At 65.1% G+C, this 17,298-nt stretch carries 17 protein-coding genes; 6 read left to right on the top strand and 11 right to left on the bottom strand.

The annotated features are described in order from the left end of the window. Window positions 1–14: 14 nt before the first annotated feature. Both ACED18_RS15405 and glgA read left to right on the top strand, forming a co-directional pair. On the top strand, window positions 15–1,505 hold the full coding sequence (locus ACED18_RS15405) for an FGGY-family carbohydrate kinase (protein WP_377293770.1): 1,491 nt from the start codon (window positions 15–17) through the stop codon (window positions 1,503–1,505). A gap of 94 nt (window positions 1,506–1,599) precedes the next feature. Then, window positions 1,600–3,060: a glycogen synthase GlgA gene (glgA, locus tag ACED18_RS15400; RefSeq protein ID WP_377293768.1), complete on the top strand. Its 1,461-nt coding sequence runs from the start codon at window positions 1,600–1,602 to the stop codon at window positions 3,058–3,060. A 71-nt stretch (window positions 3,061–3,131) separates the two neighbouring features. Here the strand turns inward: glgA and ACED18_RS15395 are convergent, their stop codons facing one another. Further along, window positions 3,132–3,371, bottom strand: coding sequence for a DUF2934 domain-containing protein (locus tag ACED18_RS15395; protein WP_377293766.1), 240 nt, complete (start codon window positions 3,369–3,371; stop codon window positions 3,132–3,134). 293 nt (window positions 3,372–3,664) lie between these two features. On the opposite strand from ACED18_RS15395, the gene ACED18_RS15390 reads away from it, so the two are divergent. Further along, window positions 3,665–4,462, top strand: coding sequence for an SDR family oxidoreductase (locus ACED18_RS15390; protein WP_377293764.1), 798 nt, complete (start codon window positions 3,665–3,667; stop codon window positions 4,460–4,462). A gap of 19 nt (window positions 4,463–4,481) precedes the next feature. Here ACED18_RS15390 and ACED18_RS15385 read toward each other — a convergent pair whose 3' ends face one another. After that, window positions 4,482–5,489, bottom strand: a complete 1,008-nt coding sequence (locus tag ACED18_RS15385) for a DNA topoisomerase IB (RefSeq protein WP_377293762.1) — start codon at window positions 5,487–5,489, stop codon at window positions 4,482–4,484. Between the two features lie 14 nt (window positions 5,490–5,503). Continuing rightward, window positions 5,504–7,597: a glycogen debranching protein GlgX gene (gene glgX / locus ACED18_RS15380; RefSeq protein ID WP_377293760.1), complete on the bottom strand. Its 2,094-nt coding sequence runs from the start codon at window positions 7,595–7,597 to the stop codon at window positions 5,504–5,506. Between the two features lie 239 nt (window positions 7,598–7,836). Here glgX and ACED18_RS15375 point away from each other — a divergent pair, with 239 nt between their 5' ends. The 3 genes from ACED18_RS15375 to ACED18_RS15365 all read left to right on the top strand — a co-directional run bounded on the left by ACED18_RS15375 (window position 7,837) and on the right by ACED18_RS15365 (window position 10,036). Beyond that, window positions 7,837–8,073, top strand: coding sequence for a hypothetical protein (locus tag ACED18_RS15375; protein ID WP_377293758.1), 237 nt, complete (start codon window positions 7,837–7,839; stop codon window positions 8,071–8,073). A gap of 32 nt (window positions 8,074–8,105) precedes the next feature. Beyond that, window positions 8,106–8,939 carry a permease gene (locus ACED18_RS15370; protein ID WP_377293756.1) on the top strand — a complete coding sequence of 278 codons (834 nt, stop codon included), beginning with the start codon at window positions 8,106–8,108 and terminating at the stop codon, window positions 8,937–8,939. Between the two features lie 95 nt (window positions 8,940–9,034). After that, window positions 9,035–10,036 (top strand): 4-hydroxyproline epimerase, encoded by a 1,002-nt coding sequence (locus ACED18_RS15365; protein ID WP_377293754.1) that lies wholly within the window; start codon window positions 9,035–9,037, stop codon window positions 10,034–10,036. 7 nt (window positions 10,037–10,043) lie between these two features. On the opposite strand, the gene ACED18_RS15360 is transcribed toward ACED18_RS15365, so the two are convergent. From ACED18_RS15360 to ACED18_RS15325, 8 genes are all read right to left on the bottom strand, one after another. Next, window positions 10,044–10,466 (bottom strand): heme-binding protein, encoded by a 423-nt coding sequence (locus ACED18_RS15360; protein ID WP_377293752.1) that lies wholly within the window; start codon window positions 10,464–10,466, stop codon window positions 10,044–10,046. A gap of 35 nt (window positions 10,467–10,501) precedes the next feature. Next, window positions 10,502–11,455: an ROK family protein gene (locus ACED18_RS15355; protein WP_377293750.1), complete on the bottom strand. Its 954-nt coding sequence runs from the start codon at window positions 11,453–11,455 to the stop codon at window positions 10,502–10,504. Window positions 11,456–11,470: 15 nt separating this feature from the next. Next, the gene (locus ACED18_RS15350) at window positions 11,471–12,172 is read right to left on the bottom strand and encodes a ribulose-phosphate 3-epimerase (RefSeq protein WP_377293748.1); all 702 of its coding nucleotides are present in this window, start codon (window positions 12,170–12,172) and stop codon (window positions 11,471–11,473) included. Window positions 12,173–12,175: 3 nt separating this feature from the next. Continuing rightward, on the bottom strand, window positions 12,176–12,982 hold the full coding sequence (locus ACED18_RS15345; protein ID WP_377293746.1) for an alpha/beta fold hydrolase: 807 nt from the start codon (window positions 12,980–12,982) through the stop codon (window positions 12,176–12,178). After that, the gene (locus ACED18_RS15340; protein ID WP_377293744.1) at window positions 12,979–13,812 is read right to left on the bottom strand and encodes a sugar phosphate isomerase/epimerase family protein; all 834 of its coding nucleotides are present in this window, start codon (window positions 13,810–13,812) and stop codon (window positions 12,979–12,981) included. The genes ACED18_RS15345 and ACED18_RS15340 overlap by 4 nt, the downstream gene beginning before the upstream one ends. After that, on the bottom strand, window positions 13,812–14,888 hold the full coding sequence (locus ACED18_RS15335) for a Gfo/Idh/MocA family protein (protein ID WP_377293742.1): 1,077 nt from the start codon (window positions 14,886–14,888) through the stop codon (window positions 13,812–13,814). Before ACED18_RS15335 ends, ACED18_RS15340 begins: the two co-directional genes overlap by 1 nt. 37 nt (window positions 14,889–14,925) lie before the next feature. Beyond that, entirely contained in the window at window positions 14,926–16,071 is a 1,146-nt protein-coding gene (locus ACED18_RS15330) for an ABC transporter ATP-binding protein (protein ID WP_377293740.1), read from the bottom strand. 287 nt (window positions 16,072–16,358) lie between these two features. Beyond that, window positions 16,359–17,294 carry a PfkB family carbohydrate kinase gene (locus ACED18_RS15325; RefSeq protein ID WP_377293856.1) on the bottom strand — a complete coding sequence of 312 codons (936 nt, stop codon included), beginning with the start codon at window positions 17,292–17,294 and terminating at the stop codon, window positions 16,359–16,361. Between the last annotated feature and the right edge of the window lie 4 nt (window positions 17,295–17,298).

Genomic DNA, 17,298 nt, shown 5'->3' with positions numbered 1-17,298 from the left:
TGGGAGGAGTGCGCATGCAGACCGAGGAACGCTACGTCATCGGCATCGATTCATCGACGCAATCGGTGAAGGCCGTTGCCTGGACGAGAGACGGCACGCCCCGCGCCGAGGGTCGCGCACCACACATCATCAGCACGCCGCATCCGCTAAAGGCCGAGCAGAATGCCGAAGACTGGTGGTCGGCGGCCGCCACCGCGTTGACAGCGCTTAGCGGAAAAATCGACCCGGACAAGGTCGACGGCATCGCCATCTCCAACCAGCGCGAAACGATGGTGCTTCTCGACGCAAAGCGCCAGCCGCTGGCGCCGGCGACCCTCTGGCTCGACCGCCGCGCCCACGCGGTCGTTCACCCCTTCGCCGAGGAGATTGGCCGGGAGCGCATCCACGCCATCTCCGGCAAGCCGGTCGACGTCATCCCCTGTGTCTACCGCCTGAAGCACTTGCGCGAAACCGATCCGGATATGCTGGACAAGGCCGCGCAGATTCTCAGCGTCCACGACTTCCTCGTCCAGAAGCTCACGGGCAATGCTGCCGCAAGCTGGACGAGCGCCGACCCCTTCGGCATCTTCGACATCGAGAAAAAGGCCTGGTCGCGCGACATCCTCGATCCGCTCGGCATTCCCGTCCACAAGCTGCCGCCGGTGCACAGACCCGGCACTGAGGTCGGCGCCATCACCGAAGAAGCCGCGAGCCTCACGGGCCTGAAGGCCGGCACCCCCGTCTATGCCGGTGGTGGTGACGGCCAGTGCGCCAGCCTGGGCGTCGGCGCCATCGGTCCTGGCCTTGCCTATCTCAACCTCGGCACCGCCGTCGTCGGCGGCGCCTGGTCGCCCACCCCGGAACTCAGCCGCTACTGGCGCACGCTGACCTCGCCGAGCGGCGAGGGCTATCTGCTCGAAAGCTGCCAGCGGGCCGGCGCCTATTTCATCAACTGGCTGCTCGACACCTTTGCCGGCGGGCGCAGCGATGCCCGCATCTTCGAGCGGCTGGAAGCCGAGGCGCGCGCCCTTCCTGTAGGCTCGGGCGGGGTCATGGCCTCAACCTATCTACTCGGCTGCATGGACCCGCACTGGGACGAGCAGGCCCGCGCGGCCTTTGTTGGCCTCGGCCCGGAAGCCGGCATGGGCCATCTCTACCGCGCCTCGATGGAGGCGATCACGCTCGAATTCGTCCGCTCCCTTGCCGAAATGCGTGCGAGTGGCGCGCGCGTCGATCGCATCTACGTCATTGGCGGCGGCGCCGGCAGCCCGCTCTGGCTGCAGATGGTGGCCGATGCAAGCGGCCTTCCCGTCATTCGTAGCCTCTCCAACGAAGCCTCGGCGCTCGGTGCCGGCATGTCGGCTGCCGTTGGCGCCGGCTGGTATGCGGGCTTCCGCAACGCCGTGGATGGCATGAGCCGGCTGGCCGAAGAGGTCGCGCCTGACGCGGCCGCCTTTGCGGACTGGCAGGCGCTGTCGGCCCGGCAGGGCAGCATTCATCCGGCGCTGGCTGCGACCCGCGCCTGATTTATTTTGCACCGCACCAGAAAATCGGGAACCTTTTGGTCTGCCGGGGGTTTTGCAGGCATCTCGCCTTCTCAGGTTACCCGAGCGCACCCCTATGAATGTTCTGTCCGTCGTGTCCGAAGTCTACCCGTTGATCAAAACGGGAGGTCTGGCGGATGTGGCCGGCGCGCTACCGGCGGCGCTTGCCGAATACGGCATTCATTCGCTGACCGTCATCCCCGGTTACCGCAAGGTCATGGCCGCCACGCCGGACCGCACGGAAATCGCGGTGCTGGCGGATGTGCTCGGCTTCGAGGCGCGCATTTTCCTGTGCAAGGCGTCTGGCCTTGATCTGCTCATCGTGGATGTGCCCGCCCTGTTCGATCGTGAAGGCGGCCCCTACCAGGATGCGAGCGGCGCGCCGTTCGAGGACAACTGGCTGCGCTTTGCTGTCTTCTCACTGGCCGGCGCCCGCATCGCAACGGGAGAGATCGCCGGCATCGAACCGCAACTCCTCCACGTTCACGACTGGCAGACCGCGCTGGCGCCCGTCTATCTGCGCTATCGGCTGGGCAGCGCGCTGCCGACGGTGCTGACCCTCCACAACATCGCCTTCCAGGGCCAATATGCCTTTGCCATCGCGTCTGAGCTTGGCCTGCCCGCCTCGGCCTTCACCATCGACGGGCTCGAATATTACGGCGATGTCGGCTACCTCAAGGGTGGCATCATGACTGCCGATGCGATCACCACCGTCAGCCCGACCTATGCGCGCGAAATCCTTGCCCGTCCGCTCGGCATGGGGCTTGAAGGCGTCTTGCAGAAGCGGCGCAACGACCTCTACGGCATCGTCAACGGCATTGATCTCGACATCTGGTCGCCCGAACAGGATGCGCTCCTGCCCGCTCCCTACGGCCTCGACAGCCTGGACCGTCGTGCGCAGAACAGGGCGGCACTCCTCGATCGCGTCGGCTTGCCGGATCTCGGCGGCCCCCTCTTTGCCGTGCTGACCCGCCTTGCCTGGCAGAAGGGCTCTGATCTCATCGAGCCGGTTGCCGATGAAATCTTCGCCGCCGGTGGGCAGATCATCATCTGCGGCGAGGGTGATGCATCGATCGAGAAGAAGCTTATCGCACTTGCCGGGCGCCACCCCGACAAGGTGGCCATTCACGTCGGCTACAACGAAACGATGGCCCACCTCATCATGGGCGGAACCGACGTGCTGCTGCAACCGTCCCGCTTCGAACCCTGCGGCCTGACGCAGCTCTACGCCATGCGCTACGGCGCCATTCCGCTGGCGGCCCGCACCGGCGGACTTTCGGAAACGATCATCGACGCCAACGATGCCGCTCTGGCGCGCGACGTCGCGACCGGCTTCCAGTTCTATCCGGTCAACGCCGAAAGCCTGCGACACGCCATCTTCATGGTCAGCGAGTTCTTCCGCGACCAACAGACGTGGCAGCGCCTGCAGCGCCAGGCGATGACCGCAGACTTTTCGTGGTCGCGAAGCGCTGCGCAATATTGCCAGCTGTTCGAGGCCCTGCACGATCACCACCTGCGTGCCAGCAAGATTGCCTGAGAAAGGCGCCCCCGGACATGCAAAAGCCGCCCATCCTGCGATGAGCGGCCACTTCTTTTCCGGCCCCTGGTTCAGCGCGCGACGCGGCGCTGCGAGGCAGCCTCGCCATTGGCCGGCGAATAGCGCGCGCGCAGCACGATACGGCGGAAGGCCGGCCGCTCGACCGGCTTGGAGGTTTCGGCCTCAAGGCGTTCCGCCTCAACTTCGCGCCAGGCCTGGTCCCAGTGGCGCTGATCCTGCCCGTGCGGTCTGCCCTCTTTTTCCCAGAGCTGGTAGGCACGTGCGCTGACGAGGTCGTGCAGATCGTCCATGGAAGTACCCTTCTTTCCCGTGCCTTGGCCGCATTTGGCGCCGTCCCTATGACGGCTGGCACGTTTCCAATGTTTCCGGCACCGTCCGGTCGGTCTGGACAGGAGATGCGGGAGCCGATGGCGGAAAGTCCGCCCCTACCCAACCCGCTCAACGCGTGACCCCCAACGACTGTTCCATCCCCCTGGAAATATTTTCGATTTTCGGGCGCGGCCTGCATGACGAGCACTCAGCGCGGAACTTCGCCGGGCTCCCGTTGTTTGCGCTAAACACGACATCAACCACGGAGCCATCCATGACAACCGCCTTCATGACACCTGCCGCCATGAAGACCGCCCTGGTGACGGGCGGCGGTTCCGGGATCGGCGCCGCCACGGCCGGCATCCTGTCGAGAGCGGGTTACGCCGTGGCCGTTCTCGCCCGCAGCGCAGATGACATCGAGACGGTCGCCAAGCATATACGCCAGGCCGGTGGCGAGGCGATCGCCATCCCGGTCGACGTCTCCGACGAAGCGGCAATGCGCGCGGCCGTCGAAACAGTCATCGGGACCTATGGCCGTCTCGACACGGTCGTCGCCAATGCGGGTATCAACGGTGTCTGGGCGCCCATCGACGATCTCAAGCCGGAAGAATGGGACCAGACGATCCGCATCAACCTGCGCGGCACCTATCTGACGCTCAACCTGACCATCCCCCATCTGAAGGCGGAGGGCGGCGCCATCGTCGTCGTTTCGTCGATCAACGGCACGCGCACCTTCACGACAGCAGGTGCTTCCGCCTACGCCGTGACCAAGGCAGGGCAGCTGGCACTTGTCCAGCAACTGGCCCCGGAGCTTGGCCGGCACCGCATCCGCATCAATGCCGTCTGCCCCGGCGCCATCGACACGGAAATAGAAGAGAGCACGACGATACGCCACCGCGAGAAAACCGAAGTGCCCTCAATCTGGCCAGAAGGGCAGATCCCGCTGACGGGCAATGTCGCCGGCACCAGTGAAGAAGTCGCCGAAGCCATCGCCTTCCTCGTCTCGGATGCCGCCCGCCACATCACGGGAACACCGCTCTGGATCGATGGAGGGCAAAGCCTCGTCAGATAAAGCCCCGCAGCTTGTGCTCTTATGCGCTCGCGAGAAAATGCAGCATCCGACCCTCGTCGGCCCGCAGGTCGCCGCGTGTCCTCGCCTTCAGCACCGTCTCCGCCACCTTGTCATCGAAGGCCGATCGGTCGGCAAGCGCCAGGATGCCGGGGTGAATGTAGCTGGAGCGGCTGATCGCCGGCGTGTTGTGCAGCGCCTCCGCCGCCGCCTCGCTGATCGCCTTCACGCTCGGCCGCTCGCCCGTCGCGATGATCCGCCGTGCTTCCGAAAAGGCCGCGACACTGCCGCCCCAGGTGCGAAATGTCTTGGCGGACACGTCGAGCCCGGTCTGTTCGTTGAGGAAGGTGTTGAGCCGCCCCGAATCGACCGGGTGCACGCCGCCTTCTTCGTCCCGCCAGACGAACAGATGCCGTCCGGGAAGATCGGCGGTGGCTTCGAGAAGGCGGTGAAGCCGCGGATTCTTGAGGATGCGCCGCACGCGTTTGCCGCCCTTTGCGACGAAGCTCAGGCCCACAAAGCCTTCGCCAAGCCGCAGGTGCTTCTTGAGCAGTGTCGTCGCGCCGTAGGTCCGGTTTTCCGCGGCATAGGCCGCATTGCCCACCCGCAGGTGCTCTTCATCGAGAAGGGTGAGAAGCGCGGCGAGCGTCGTCTCGATCCGTCCCGGCTCCCCCTCAAGCAGCGTGCGCACGCGACGCCGAAGGCCCGGCAATACCTCGCCAAACGCGACCAGCTGACCGAACTTGTCGAGGCTGCGCGCGGCCTGCCAGTCGCGGTGATAGCGATACTGCTTGCGGCCGCGGGCATCGAGGCCTGTTGCCTGCAGATGACCGCGCTCGTCGAGGCAGATCCAGACATTCTCGTAGGCCGGCGGCAGCCCGAGCGAGAGGATGCGCTTCTTCAGGTCAGGGTCGGTGACCGTCTTGCCATCGGGCAGGCGGTAGGAAAAATTCTTGCCTCGACGAAGGCGGCGGATGCCGGGTTCGGTGTCACTGACGTAAACCAGACCATCCGCCACCGTCGTTTTCATGCCTGCGAAGTCTCCTAGTCCTTGGGCACGAAGGCCATGATGGATGCGCCCGGCACGATGATCGGCGCCGTGGCATCGGCGGTCTCGAAGGGTTCGTCGCCGCCGACATCCAGAACGCGCTTCCAGCCCGTCACGCCGTTCGGCTGCGGCAGGGCATAGTCACGTTGATCACCGGCGTTGAAGACCATGAGCAACTGGTCCACGATGCCCTCCTCGCCGAGCGCAGCGTCGGCCGGCCGCGCGATGTAGACCATAACGGACCTGCGCTCCGGATCGTTCCATTCGCCTTCGCCCATTGGCTCGCCATCCTCGCGATACCAGGCGATCTGCACCGGACCGCCCTCGGCATCGCCGCTCAGGAAGCGGACCGGGCGCAGCGCCTCATGCGCCTTGCGGAACTCCACCATCTTGCAGCAGAAATCGTAGAACGGCGTGCCGAGGCCGCTCCAGTCGGTCCAGCCGATCTCGTTGTCCTGGCAATAGGCATTGTTGTTGCCACCCTGGCTGTTGCCAAGTTCGTCGCCGCCGAGAATCATCGGCACGCCCTGGCTCAGCAGCAGCGTCGCCATCATGTTGCGACGGCGGCGTTCGCGGGCCGCATTGATGCCGGCATCCTCGGTCGCGCCTTCCGCACCCATGTTGTCGGAATGATTGTCGGAATGGCCGTCCCGGTTCTCTTCCCCGTTCGCATCATTGTGCTTGTCGTTGAAGGAAACCGTGTCCATCAGCGTGAAGCCGTCATGGGCACTGAGCAGGTTGACCGACGTGGAGGCCCCGCGATCGGAATGGTTGAACTGCCTAGCCGATCCCGTCAGGCGCTCCGCAAGGCTCGGCACCATGCTGCCATCGGCCTTCCAGTAGCGGCGTACGTCGTCGCGGTACTTGTCGTTCCACTCGCGGAAAGGATGCGGGAAGCCACCGACTTGGTAGCCGCCGTCGCCGACATCCCATGGCTCGGCGATCAGCTTCACGCCGGCAAGGATCGGATCCTGGCGAATGGCGTCGAAGAAGGCGCCGTCGCGATCGAATTCGATGTGACGGGTGCGGCCGAGCGTGCTGGCAAGGTCGAAGCGGAAGCCGTCGACATGCATGACGCCGACCCAGTAGCGCAGGCTGTCCAGCACCATGCGCAGCACGAAGGGGTTGGAGACGTTGAGCGTGTTGCCGGTGCCCGTCGTGTCGTAGGCGTGGCGTGGATCATCCGGAGACAAGCGGTAGTAGCTCAGATTGTCGAGACCGCGGAAGGACAAGGTCGGTCCGCGCTCGGAGCCTTCGGCCGTGTGGTTGTACACGACGTCGAGGATCACCTCGATACCGGCGGCGTGGAACCGCTTCACCATCGTCTTGAATTCGGTGATCTTGTTGCCGGAGAGGAACCGCGGCTGCGGCGCGAAGAAGCCGAGCGACTGATAACCCCAGTAGTTCCGGAGATCCTTCTCCACCAGGTAGCGGTCATCGATGAAATAGTGGATCGGCAGGACCTCGACGGCGGTAATACCAAGCTTCGTCAGGTGCTCGATGATGGGATCGCTGCACATGCCGAGAAAGGTGCCGCGCAGCTCGTCGGGCACATGCGGATGCGTCATCGTCATGCCGCGCACATGCGCCTCATAGATGATCGTGTCATGCCACTGGCGACGAATGGCCTGATCGCCATCCCAGTCGAAGGCTGGATCCTGCACCACGCCCTTGACCATGAAGGGCGCGCTGTCGCGTTCGTCGAAGGAAAGGTCCTCCGCCTCGTGGCCGATCGTGTAGCCGTAAAGCGCGTTGTCCCATTTGACCTCGCCCGCGATCTGCTTGGCATAGGGGTCGAGCAGCAGCTTGTTGGGGTTGAAGCGATGGCCGTTCTGTGGGTCGTAGGGGCCATGCACCCGGTAGCCATAGAGCTGGCCGGGCTTCAGGCCGGGAACATAGCCCGACCAGATGTCACCTTCGCGGTGCGGCAGCGGCATACGGGCGATTTCCTCCTGGCCATCGGCCGAAAAAAGGCAGAGATCGACCTGCTCCGCATGGGCGGAGAACACCGCGAAATGCACACCATCGCCGGTAAACTCGGCACCCAGTTCGGGCTTCACGAAATCAAGGGTCGAGAAGGAGAAGGTCATTCGGGTCCACCGCTTCTTTGATAATCAAAAGGATAGAAGCCGGGGAATGGCGCCGCACATCCCTGTGACGAAACGATTTGTGACGGAACCCCGGCGTCCTTGCCGACATCAACGTGCAAAGGCCCGGAAGGTTCCGCAGTGCAGCAAGACGCAACGGCAAGAAATGCAAAATGCGGTGGAACCTTACCGCAGTCAGCGCGTTCATGCGTAGAAATGAAGACGCGTGGGAGGAAACCATCATGAACATGCCGCAGCACCATCTCAACGTGCAGTACGATCCTGCCAGCCGGACGGCACTTCTTCAGTGCGGTCCGCGCAGCAAGGTCTTGCGCGATGTCGCCACAAGCGCCGAGGCCGAACGTCTCGCCCACCGGTTTGCCGAGCGCAACTGGGGCTATGGCGAGCGCGCCGCCCAGCGCAATGCCGAGGCACGTGACATGACGCAGTCGATCGGCGGATCGACTGCCGGCCACTGACCACCGCCCTCATTTCTTCAGACATCTACCACTTGTTCAGCCAACTTGCCGGTCTGCCCCCGCGGACCGGCTTTTTCTTTGCCTTGCGCGGCCCGGCAGGGCTGCGCAGCTTGCCGACCGGCAGCATCTGTCGCAAGACTCGGCGCGGAATGGTAAGCGATGGCCGAACAGAGACGGGGCACACAATGGATTTCATGCGACTTCTGAAATCCTTCGAGGAACTGCTCTATGAAGTCACGTCCTGGCTGGTCTTCTACCCGCTCACCTTGTGGAGAGCGGCAACACAACCCTTCCGCATGATGAACTATGCCGATCGCGAGCTGGACGACCGGCCTGAAGACCGCTTTGCGGACATGCTGAGCCCTCCCCTGTTTCTCCTTATCACGCTGTTGATTTCCCACGGTGTCGAACTCGCGCTATTGGAACGGCTCTCACAGCCGAACCTTCCCCGCCTGCTGGAAGCGGACTCCAATCTGCTGATCCTGCGGGCGCTCCTCTTCAGCATCTTTCCCCTGGCCATGGCGGTGACACTGATGCTCGCCCGGCGGGTCACGCTGAACCGGGAAACCCTTCGCTCCCCGTTCTACAGCCAGGGCTATGTCGCGGCCCCATTCGCGCTCGGCATCAGCACGGGCATCAACCTGCTGCGATTGGGCGGACAAACCGCAACGCCTGCGGGTCTCGCGCTCGGTGCACTGTCACTTCTCTGGTATGGCGCGGTGCAGATCGGCTGGTTTCGCCGTGATGCGGGGCTCGGTTGGCTCAGGGCTTTTCTCTATGTCTCGATCGCCTTCGCCGTCTCGATCACCACGATTATCCTCTGCGCAGTCGTCATTGTCACTGAAGCCCGTGTTTGGTCCGTGTGACGTGCCACTCTTGCCTTTGGGGGCCCTTGCCTTTCCATCAAAGGCGGCAGACCTTTGCAAGGCCTCGTCAATTGAACTGAATGCTGGAACCCGCCATGGCCCGCAAATCCTTCTTCTGCATCGATGCCCACACCTGCGGCAATCCCGTGCGCGTGGTGGCCGGCGGCGGGCCGGCGCTGCCGCCGGTTTCGATGGCTGAGAAGCGCCAGATCTTTCTTCGCGACCATGACTGGGTGCGCCGCGCCCTGATGTTCGAACCGCGCGGCCACGACGTCATGTCGGGCTCCATCCTCTACCCCGCGTCACGCGAAGATTGCGACATCGGCGTTCTCTTCATTGAGGTCAGCGGCTGCCTGCCCATGTGCGGCCACGGCACGATTGGAACGGTGACGGTAGCGATCGAAGAGGGTCTGGTGACCCCGCGCGAGCCGGGCCGCCTTTCCATCGAGGCGCCGGCCGGCAAGGTCGACATAGAATATCGCATGGACGGCGACCGCGTCGATCAGGTTCGCCTCTTCAACGTCGCAAGCTACCTGCATGCCCGCGACGTGGAGCTCGACGTGCCAACGCTCGGCCGCATCACCATAGACCTCAGCTATGGCGGCAACTACTATGCGATCGTAGAGCCGCAGGAGAACTGGGACGGTCTGGACGGCATGCCGGCCTCGGAAATCCAGCGACTGAGCCCCCTGGTGCGCAAGGCCGCGCAGGAGAAGCTGGCACCGGTGCACCCGCAGGACAACCGCATTTCCGGCGTCAGCCACGTCATGTGGTGCGACCGGCCACGCGATCCGCGCGCCACGGCCCGCAACGCCGTCTTCTACGGCGACAAGGCCATCGACCGCTCGCCCTGCGGCACCGGCTCGTCTGCCCGCATGGCGCAACTCGTCGCGCGGGGACGCCTCGCCATCGGCGAGGACTTCGTGCATGAAAGCATCATCGGCACGCTCTTCGACTGCCGGCCGGAAACGGCAGCCCGCATCGGCGATCACGACGGCATCCGCCCGAGCGTTGCCGGCTGGGCGCGCATCATCGGCCACAACACCATCTTCGTGGACGATGCCGACCCGCTGCGCCACGGCTTCCAGGTTTTGTAGGCGTCACTCAGAGCGTGGCAAGAAGCGCGTCGATGCCGGCCTGAGCGCATGCGCTGTCCTGGGCCGGCGTGCCGGAGCTGACGCCGACCGCGCCGACCACCTGCCCGTCCACCAAGACCGGAATGCCTCCGCCCACCACCATCAGCCGGCCGCCGATGGCGCTGTTGATGCCATAGGCCGGCTTGCCCGGCTGGCTGACCTCGCCGTAGCTTTCCGTCGTGCGCTTGGCGCCCGCCGCCGTATAGGCCTTGTCCTGCGCGATGATCGTGCTCGTCACCTTGCCGCCATCCATGCGCTCGAAGGCAATCAGCTGGCCGGATTCATCCGTCACCGCGATGCACATGGGAACGCCGATCTCGTCCGCCTTCGCGCGGGCGCCGGCCAGAATGATGCCGGCATCGGCAAGGCTGAGCCGCTTGATGGTGAGCATGGTCGTCTCCTGTCCTGCGCAATCTATGTGCGCAATTACTTACCTTGTGAACGGTCGAGAAAGGCCAGCGCCGCCGAGCCCACGAGACCGGAATTGGCGCCGAGCGCGGCGCGCAGAACCGGCACATCGCGAAAGGCCGGCATGGCATGCTGCGCAATATACGCCTCGATGCCCGGCCGCAGCCGATCGAATTCCTGGGCGATCCCTCCACCCATGACGATGATGTCCGGGCTGTAGACGTGCAGCAGGTTGACGAAGCCGCGCCCCAGCCATTCGGCCTGCTCATCGACCAGCCGCACCGCCACCGGATCCCCGGCCCGGTCCGCCGCAAAGATCGCGCGGCCATCCACCGCCTCGCAGGCCATGCCCGAAAAGCTGCCCGGATGGGCCGCCGCTGCCGCCCGTCCGCGCCGTGCCAGTGCGGTTCCTGAAGCGTAAGCTTCGAAGCACCCAAGTCCGCCGCAGGGACAGGCCGCACCGCAGGGCTCCAGCACCATGTGGCCGACATGCCCCGCCATGCCCTTTCGCCCGCGCACCACGCGCTTGTCCGAAATCACGCCGCCGCCAATGCCTGTGCTTACCGTCACGTAGACGATATGATCCAGTGACTGCCCGGCGCCAAACTGCCATTCGCCGATCGCCGCCGCGATCCCGTCATTCTCGAGGCTGACGGGCTGCCCGAACCGCTTGCGCAGTTCCGCCAGCAGCGGAAATCCCGCAAAACCGGCCAGCGTCGGAATGTCCGACGCGACACCGGTCAGCGTATCCACTGGCCCCGGCGTCGAGACGCCGACACCGACGATGCGGGCCGGATCGACCGTCCCGGCCAGTCCATGGGCCAGCGCCTCGATCTGTGCGAGGACGGCCTGCGGGCCCGCCATGGCATCGGTATCCGTTTCGGCGCGCGCGACAATCGCACCGCCCTCCTCCACGAGGGCAGCGCGAACCTGCGTTCCGCCGAGATCCACACCGATGGCGAGGCGCGTCATGCCGGGCGCTCCGGCTTACAGCGCGTGCAGCCAGGCCATGCGCTCATCGAGCGACGGCGCATTGAAGGCAAGCGAGCCGAGCACCACCGTCTCGGCTCCGGCGGCGCGCAGCAGGGGAACGGTGTGCTCCCGGATGCCGCCATCGGCAGCCAGCACGATGCGATGCGTCGCACCACTTCCGGCGATGATGGCAGCCGCTTCCTTCAGCCGGTCGCCGGCCTTTTCGTCGAGTCCCTGGCCCTTCACGCCGATGGCCGTGCCGAGCAGCGTTACGAAGCCGAGCCGCTTCACATAGGGGCGAATGCGCTCCACCGGCGTCTCGACCCGCAGCACCATGCCGGCAACGAGACCGCGCTTTTCGATGAGGTCAAGGGCGGCATCCGCCACGCTTTCGTTTTCGACATGCAGGCTGATGAGGTCGGCCCCGGCATCGGCAAACTGCTCGATCTGCGAGAGCACGACCGCATCGGCGACCATCAGATGCACGTGGATCGGCTTGGCCGACACCTTGCGGATGCCGGCAACGAGATCGGGGAAGAACAGCATGGCCGGCGCGAAGTGACCGTCGGCCACATCGACATGCAGCACATCGACATGGCGCTCGACACGGCCGAGATCATCGGCAAGCCCCATGAGATTGGCGGACCATGTCGAGAATTCGGCGATCAGCCGGTCGCGCGGCAGGTCATCGAGCCAGGTTTTCGAAGGGGTGGGCATGGGTCAGAACTCCCTGAGGAAAGCGGAAAGAGCGGAATGGAAATCGGAGACATACTGCGCGCGGCTGGCCGCCTTCGGCGTGATCTCGACAAGGCGCGCACCGGGAATGAGCGCGGCCAGAGCCCCGGCATGGCCGAGCGGATGGATGACGTCACGGCCATGGCCGATGACAAGCGTCGGCACGACGATGCGCGCCAGATCGGCCTCGCTGACACCGGGGCCATCGGCGGAAATGGCGGTGAGAAGCGCCGCCGTCACCGCGATCGGCTGGCGCGAGAAGAAGCCGGTCAGCGAGGCGAGATTGTCCGGCGCTTCGTCGGCCAGCCGGCGACCCGTCTCCCCTTCGAGAAATGCGGCGCTTGCCTCTTCCGGTGGCAGGCGCTTCAGGAGGTCGCCGACCTCGGCATTCGGCGCCATGTTCTCCGGCCCCGCCGCCGTCACCCAGGCCGGACGCGCCAGCACGAGGCCGCGCACGAGATCGGGACGGTGAACGGCAAGATGCAGCGCGATCGCCGCGCCCATGGAAATGCCACCGACCACCACCGGAGCGCCGATCCGCTCTTCGATGACAGCGGCAACATCGGCCGCAAATGTCGCAATTGAAAAGCGGCCGACATCGCCCGCTTCCGACCGCCCGTGCCCGCGCGCCTCGACGGTTACCCGGCGCCACCCGGCATCAGCCGGAAACGCCTCTGACGTCTGGCCACAATCGCCGCAGAGCCCGTGCTGAAAGACCACCACCGGTCCCTCGCCCGCCGCATCCACATGCAGCCGTACGCCATCTGCCGTGACGAAGCTGTCGCCGCTCATCGCGCGCCCTCGGAGAGCGCACCGGTAAGGAACGTCGCGACAGCAGGCGCTTCCGCAGCCGAAAGCCCATGCGTGACGAGGCTGCCCGTAAAGCCGATGGCTTTCAGGCAGCCGAGATAATGGCCGTAATCCAGCACGCCCTTGCCGGCCGTGGTAAAGCCGCCATCCGGCGTGCGGTCCTTGGCATGCGCCATGCTGATACGGTCGGCCAGGAGATCGACCGCTGCCGACACTGTCCGGCGCTGCTCCTCGATGGTCGCGACCTCGAAGAGATTGGCCGGGTCGAGCACGATGCGGATGCGCGCGCTTCCCGTCTCGGCAATCAGCCGCGCCGCCTTCTCGGCGGAGTTGATGACATTTGCGAGTTCCGGCTCGATGCCGAGATAGACGTCGTACCGGTCTGCAATAGCGACGGCAATCCGCATCGCTTCCAGCAGATCCTGCCAGGCCTCCGGCGTGTCATTGTCCGGATGTTCCTTCCACTGGTCCTTCGCATCGCGCGTGCCGGTGCAGAGCGTGATGAGATCCGTGCCCATGCGCCGCGCCTGCAACGCCAGAACCTCCAGCCGGCGATGCCCCGCCTCGCGCACCGACCGGTCCGGATGGATCATGTTGTAGGTGCCGGAAACCGCGACGATCTCCACCCCGGCCGCAACGGCCGCCGCGGCCACAGCATCGGCCTGCGCATCCGAGATCACATCGGGCATCGAAGGCAGGCCGGAACAGGCCATGTTATACTGCGCCGCCTGATAGCCGGCCGCGGCCACCGCGGAAAGCACGGTGGCAGGGTCGGTGCCCTCGAAGGTCTTGGCGAAGATGCCGAGCTTCATCACACGCCCCCGGAGACATCGGCAAGCGCCACCCGCTTGCCGCTTTCGGCCGAGCGGGCGATCGCCACCATGGCGCGGACGGAGGCAAGGCCGTCATCGATATCGGCGCCCTCCATCGGCGTGCCATCGAGAACGGTGCGGGCAAAGCCTTCGAGCTGGCGGCGATAGAAATGCCCGTCGGCGCCGAGCACCCGGTGCGTCGCGCCATCGGCCTCGCGGAAGATATCGACATCGCTGGTCTTGTAGTACCAGGGGTTGTAGGTCTTGCCGATCACGCTGCCGTTCCGGCCATAGATCTGGAAGCCTTCGTGCCAGTCCATGCGCACCTGCACCGTCAGGTCGAGGTGACCGAGCGTGCCGGAGGCGAACTCCACATCCACGAACCAGCACCAGATGCCGGCCCGTTCCGAAAGGCGCGCCGTGACGGCGACGATATCGCCGGCAAAGTAACGGGCCGTGTCGATGAGATGGCAGCCATGCGCCAGCATGTAGTAACGGCGCAGATCCGCCTTCGGATTGGCAGAGGGCTTGCGGGCATTGGCGCTGGTGACGATCAGCGGCTGCACGGCATCGGTCATCGGATAGCGATGCGTGCTGTCGCAGTACCAGGCCTTCAGCGCGACGATCTCGCCCATCTCCTGGTCGATGAAGGTCTTAGCCGCCTGCAGACCCGCATCGAACCGCTTCATATGGCCGACCTGGAACACCTTGCCGGAGGCCGCAACCGCCGCCTTCAGCGTCTCGCATTCCTCCACCGTCAGGCCCATCGGCTTCTCGCACAGCACGTGCTTGCCCGCTTCCAGCGCCCGGATGGAGGCCGGGACGTGGAAGGCATCGGCGGTCGCAATGATGACGGCGTCGATCTCGGGGTCGGCGAGCATGCGGTCGTAGTCGTTATAGCCCTTCGCCGCGCCGTGGGTGATGACCATGCGCTCGCGCAGATCGTCCGCCACATCGCAGATCGCATGGAGATCGGCATTGGCCGCCTTGGTGCAGCTTTCGAAATGGGCGGCCTGGGCGATCTGCCCGGCGCCGAGAACGCCGACGCGAAGCCGCTTGTCTTGTTTCACAGGCATGGAAGGAAACCTCTGCTGGCAGGCACGAAAGGGGCGATCAGATCGCCCGGTGGGTCTGGATGTCGAAGAAATGCAGCTTGGCGGGGTCGATGGCGAGCTGAATGGCCTCTCCCGCTTTCACCGTGCTCGTCGCCTCGAAGCGGGCCACCGTATTGGCCGCGCCGCTCAGATCCTCGACGGCATCGGGATCGCCGGAATCGACCCTGCTCGCATTGAGCTTCAGATGCACGATGAGTTCGGAGCCCAGCTCCTCGATGGACTTGATTTGGGCCGGAATGGTCGGCAGTGCGGCGCCCGACGGCAGGCGGCTGTCATAGAGGTCTTCCGGGCGGATGCCGAAGACCACAGGCTTGCCGGCATAGGCCGCAAGACCCGGCACGCGCTGCAACACGCCCTCCGGCAGCGGGATGGAAAAGCCCGGCGCCTTCAGCGCCCCGCCCTCCAGCCGCCCCTCGAAAAGGTTCATGGACGGCGAGCCGATGAAGCCGGCGACGAAGGCGTTGACCGGGTGATGGTAGAGCACCTTCGGCGTATCCACCTGCTGCAGCACGCCGCCCTTCAGCACCGCCACGCGGTCGCCCATGGTCAGCGCTTCCGTCTGGTCGTGGGTGACGTAGATGGTGGTGACGCCGAGCTGGCGCTGCAGGCTGGCGATCTCGGCGCGCATCTGCACGCGCAGCTTCGCGTCGAGGTTCGACAGCGGCTCGTCCATCAGGAAGGCCGCCGGCTCGCGCACCATGGCGCGACCCATGGCCACGCGCTGCCGCTGGCCGCCCGAAAGCTGGGCCGGCTTGTTCTGAAGCAGTGTTTCGAGCTGCAGGATCTTGGCGATCTCGTTGACGCGCTTGGTGCGCTCCGCTTTGCTCTTGCCGGCGAGCTTCATGGAGAAAGCGATGTTGTCGAATACGCTCATGTGCGGGTAGAGCGCGTAGCTCTGGAACACCATGGCGATGTCGCGATCCTTCGGCGGCAGATCAACCACGTCCTGCCCGCCGATGGTCAGCGTGCCGCTGGTGATCTCTTCGAGCCCCGCGATCATTCGCAGCGCCGTGGACTTGCCACAGCCGGACGGGCCGACGAGGATCAGGAACTCGCCATCATTGATCGTCAGGTTGAGATCCTTGATGGCGTGATAGTTGTTTCCGTAGGTCTTGCAGATCTTGTCAAGTACGACGACGGCCACGCTTCTTCCTCCCGATTGCCTGTCAGCGCGCCAGACCGCCTCCTCGCGGCCGCACGCCCCTTCAATCCTTTGCCCGAATGACGCCTCCGCGCGACCGCAAAGTCAACAGGAAATTTTCCGAAGACAGGCGACAGACGTCGCGCGTAGTTCATCTATCAAATTGAAAATAAGAGTATTTTCTGGATAATCAGCCATTATTTCATGGCATATTATTTTTTAACGCGCGTAACATTTTAGTCGGAAGGACGGGGTGCGGAACATCTGCATGACGGCAGGTGTGTCAGCGATCATCCGCGCAAAAGAGTGACGGCCACCGGCGCGTCGGCCGATGCCATCGCCGCGAGGCAGGCGTCCCGTCCCGGCAGGCCACGACGCCCGCCACGGGCGGTGACGGAGATAGCCGCAGCCGCAGTGGCAAAGCGCACGCAGTCGAGTGGCGACTTGCCCTCGGCCAGCGCCAGAGCATAGGCGCCGTGATAGCAGTCCCCCGCACCGGTCGTGTCGACTGCGGTGACGGGATAGGCCGGAAGATGCCAGAGAGCGGCGTCCCCGGCCTGCCGGAGAAAGGAGCCCTGTGCGCCGTCCGTCAGCACCACGGCGGAACGATCAGGCGTCCAGAGCGCATCGAGAATGTCATTGGGGCGATCGCACCCCGTCGCCGCGCGGCCGAAGGCGATCGGCAGAACGAGGTGGTCGGACAGGCCGAGAAGAGCGTCGGTCGCGTCCCCCTTGCTCCATTCGATGTCGGCGACGATCGACAGGCCGAGACCCCGCGCCTGCCGCACGGCAGCAAGCGAATGAATGGCGTAACCGTCGATCAGCAGGACCGGCGCCTGCCGGAAGACATCGTCCGGCAGGGCATCCGATGTGCCATGCCGGATGTCGTCATCATAGGCGATGAAGCGATCGCCATCGCTGCCGACCGTGATGACGGAGCGGATCGGCAAGGCATCGGCGTGGCGCGGCGCAAAGGAGACATCGACGCCCTCGCGCGCCAGCTCCCGCCCGCCGATATCGGCCTCGGGATCATCGGGAAGCCAGCCGATGAAGGCCGACCGCCCGCCAAGCCGGCGCGCGGCCACGAGAGCCGTGGCGACATTGCCGCCGTGATCGGTGGCCCGCCGGATCACCTTGCCCTTTTCGGCACCGAGCGGCGCATCGACATAGAGAATGTCGTCGATCGCAAGGGCCCCGAAGCCGAGCACATCGAAGGCGCGGGCCACCATG

This window comes from Rhizobium sp. SG2393 (assembly GCF_042610495.1).
Lineage (GTDB): Bacteria > Pseudomonadota > Alphaproteobacteria > Rhizobiales > Rhizobiaceae > RU20A.
This window is presented reverse-complemented; position numbering and strand designations above follow the sequence as displayed.

Excerpts from the sequence above, each read along its gene's own strand:
- ACED18_RS15405 (WP_377293770.1), top strand. The coding sequence starts at position 15 with ATGCAGACCGAGGAACGCTACGTCATCGGCATCGATTCATCGACGCAA.
- glgA (WP_377293768.1), top strand. The coding sequence starts at position 1,600 with ATGAATGTTCTGTCCGTCGTGTCCGAAGTCTACCCGTTGATCAAAACG.
- ACED18_RS15395 (WP_377293766.1), bottom strand. The coding sequence starts at position 3,371 with ATGGACGATCTGCACGACCTCGTCAGCGCACGTGCCTACCAGCTCTGG.
- ACED18_RS15390 (WP_377293764.1), top strand. The coding sequence starts at position 3,665 with ATGACAACCGCCTTCATGACACCTGCCGCCATGAAGACCGCCCTGGTG.
- ACED18_RS15385 (WP_377293762.1), bottom strand. The coding sequence starts at position 5,489 with ATGAAAACGACGGTGGCGGATGGTCTGGTTTACGTCAGTGACACCGAA.
- glgX (WP_377293760.1), bottom strand. The coding sequence starts at position 7,597 with ATGACCTTCTCCTTCTCGACCCTTGATTTCGTGAAGCCCGAACTGGGT.
- ACED18_RS15375 (WP_377293758.1), top strand. The coding sequence starts at position 7,837 with ATGAACATGCCGCAGCACCATCTCAACGTGCAGTACGATCCTGCCAGC.
- ACED18_RS15365 (WP_377293754.1), top strand. The coding sequence starts at position 9,035 with ATGGCCCGCAAATCCTTCTTCTGCATCGATGCCCACACCTGCGGCAAT.
- ACED18_RS15360 (WP_377293752.1), bottom strand. The coding sequence starts at position 10,466 with ATGCTCACCATCAAGCGGCTCAGCCTTGCCGATGCCGGCATCATTCTG.
- ACED18_RS15355 (WP_377293750.1), bottom strand. The coding sequence starts at position 11,455 with ATGACGCGCCTCGCCATCGGTGTGGATCTCGGCGGAACGCAGGTTCGC.
- ACED18_RS15350 (WP_377293748.1), bottom strand. The coding sequence starts at position 12,172 with ATGCCCACCCCTTCGAAAACCTGGCTCGATGACCTGCCGCGCGACCGG.
- ACED18_RS15345 (WP_377293746.1), bottom strand. The coding sequence starts at position 12,982 with ATGAGCGGCGACAGCTTCGTCACGGCAGATGGCGTACGGCTGCATGTG.
- ACED18_RS15340 (WP_377293744.1), bottom strand. The coding sequence starts at position 13,812 with ATGAAGCTCGGCATCTTCGCCAAGACCTTCGAGGGCACCGACCCTGCC.
- ACED18_RS15335 (WP_377293742.1), bottom strand. The coding sequence starts at position 14,888 with ATGCCTGTGAAACAAGACAAGCGGCTTCGCGTCGGCGTTCTCGGCGCC.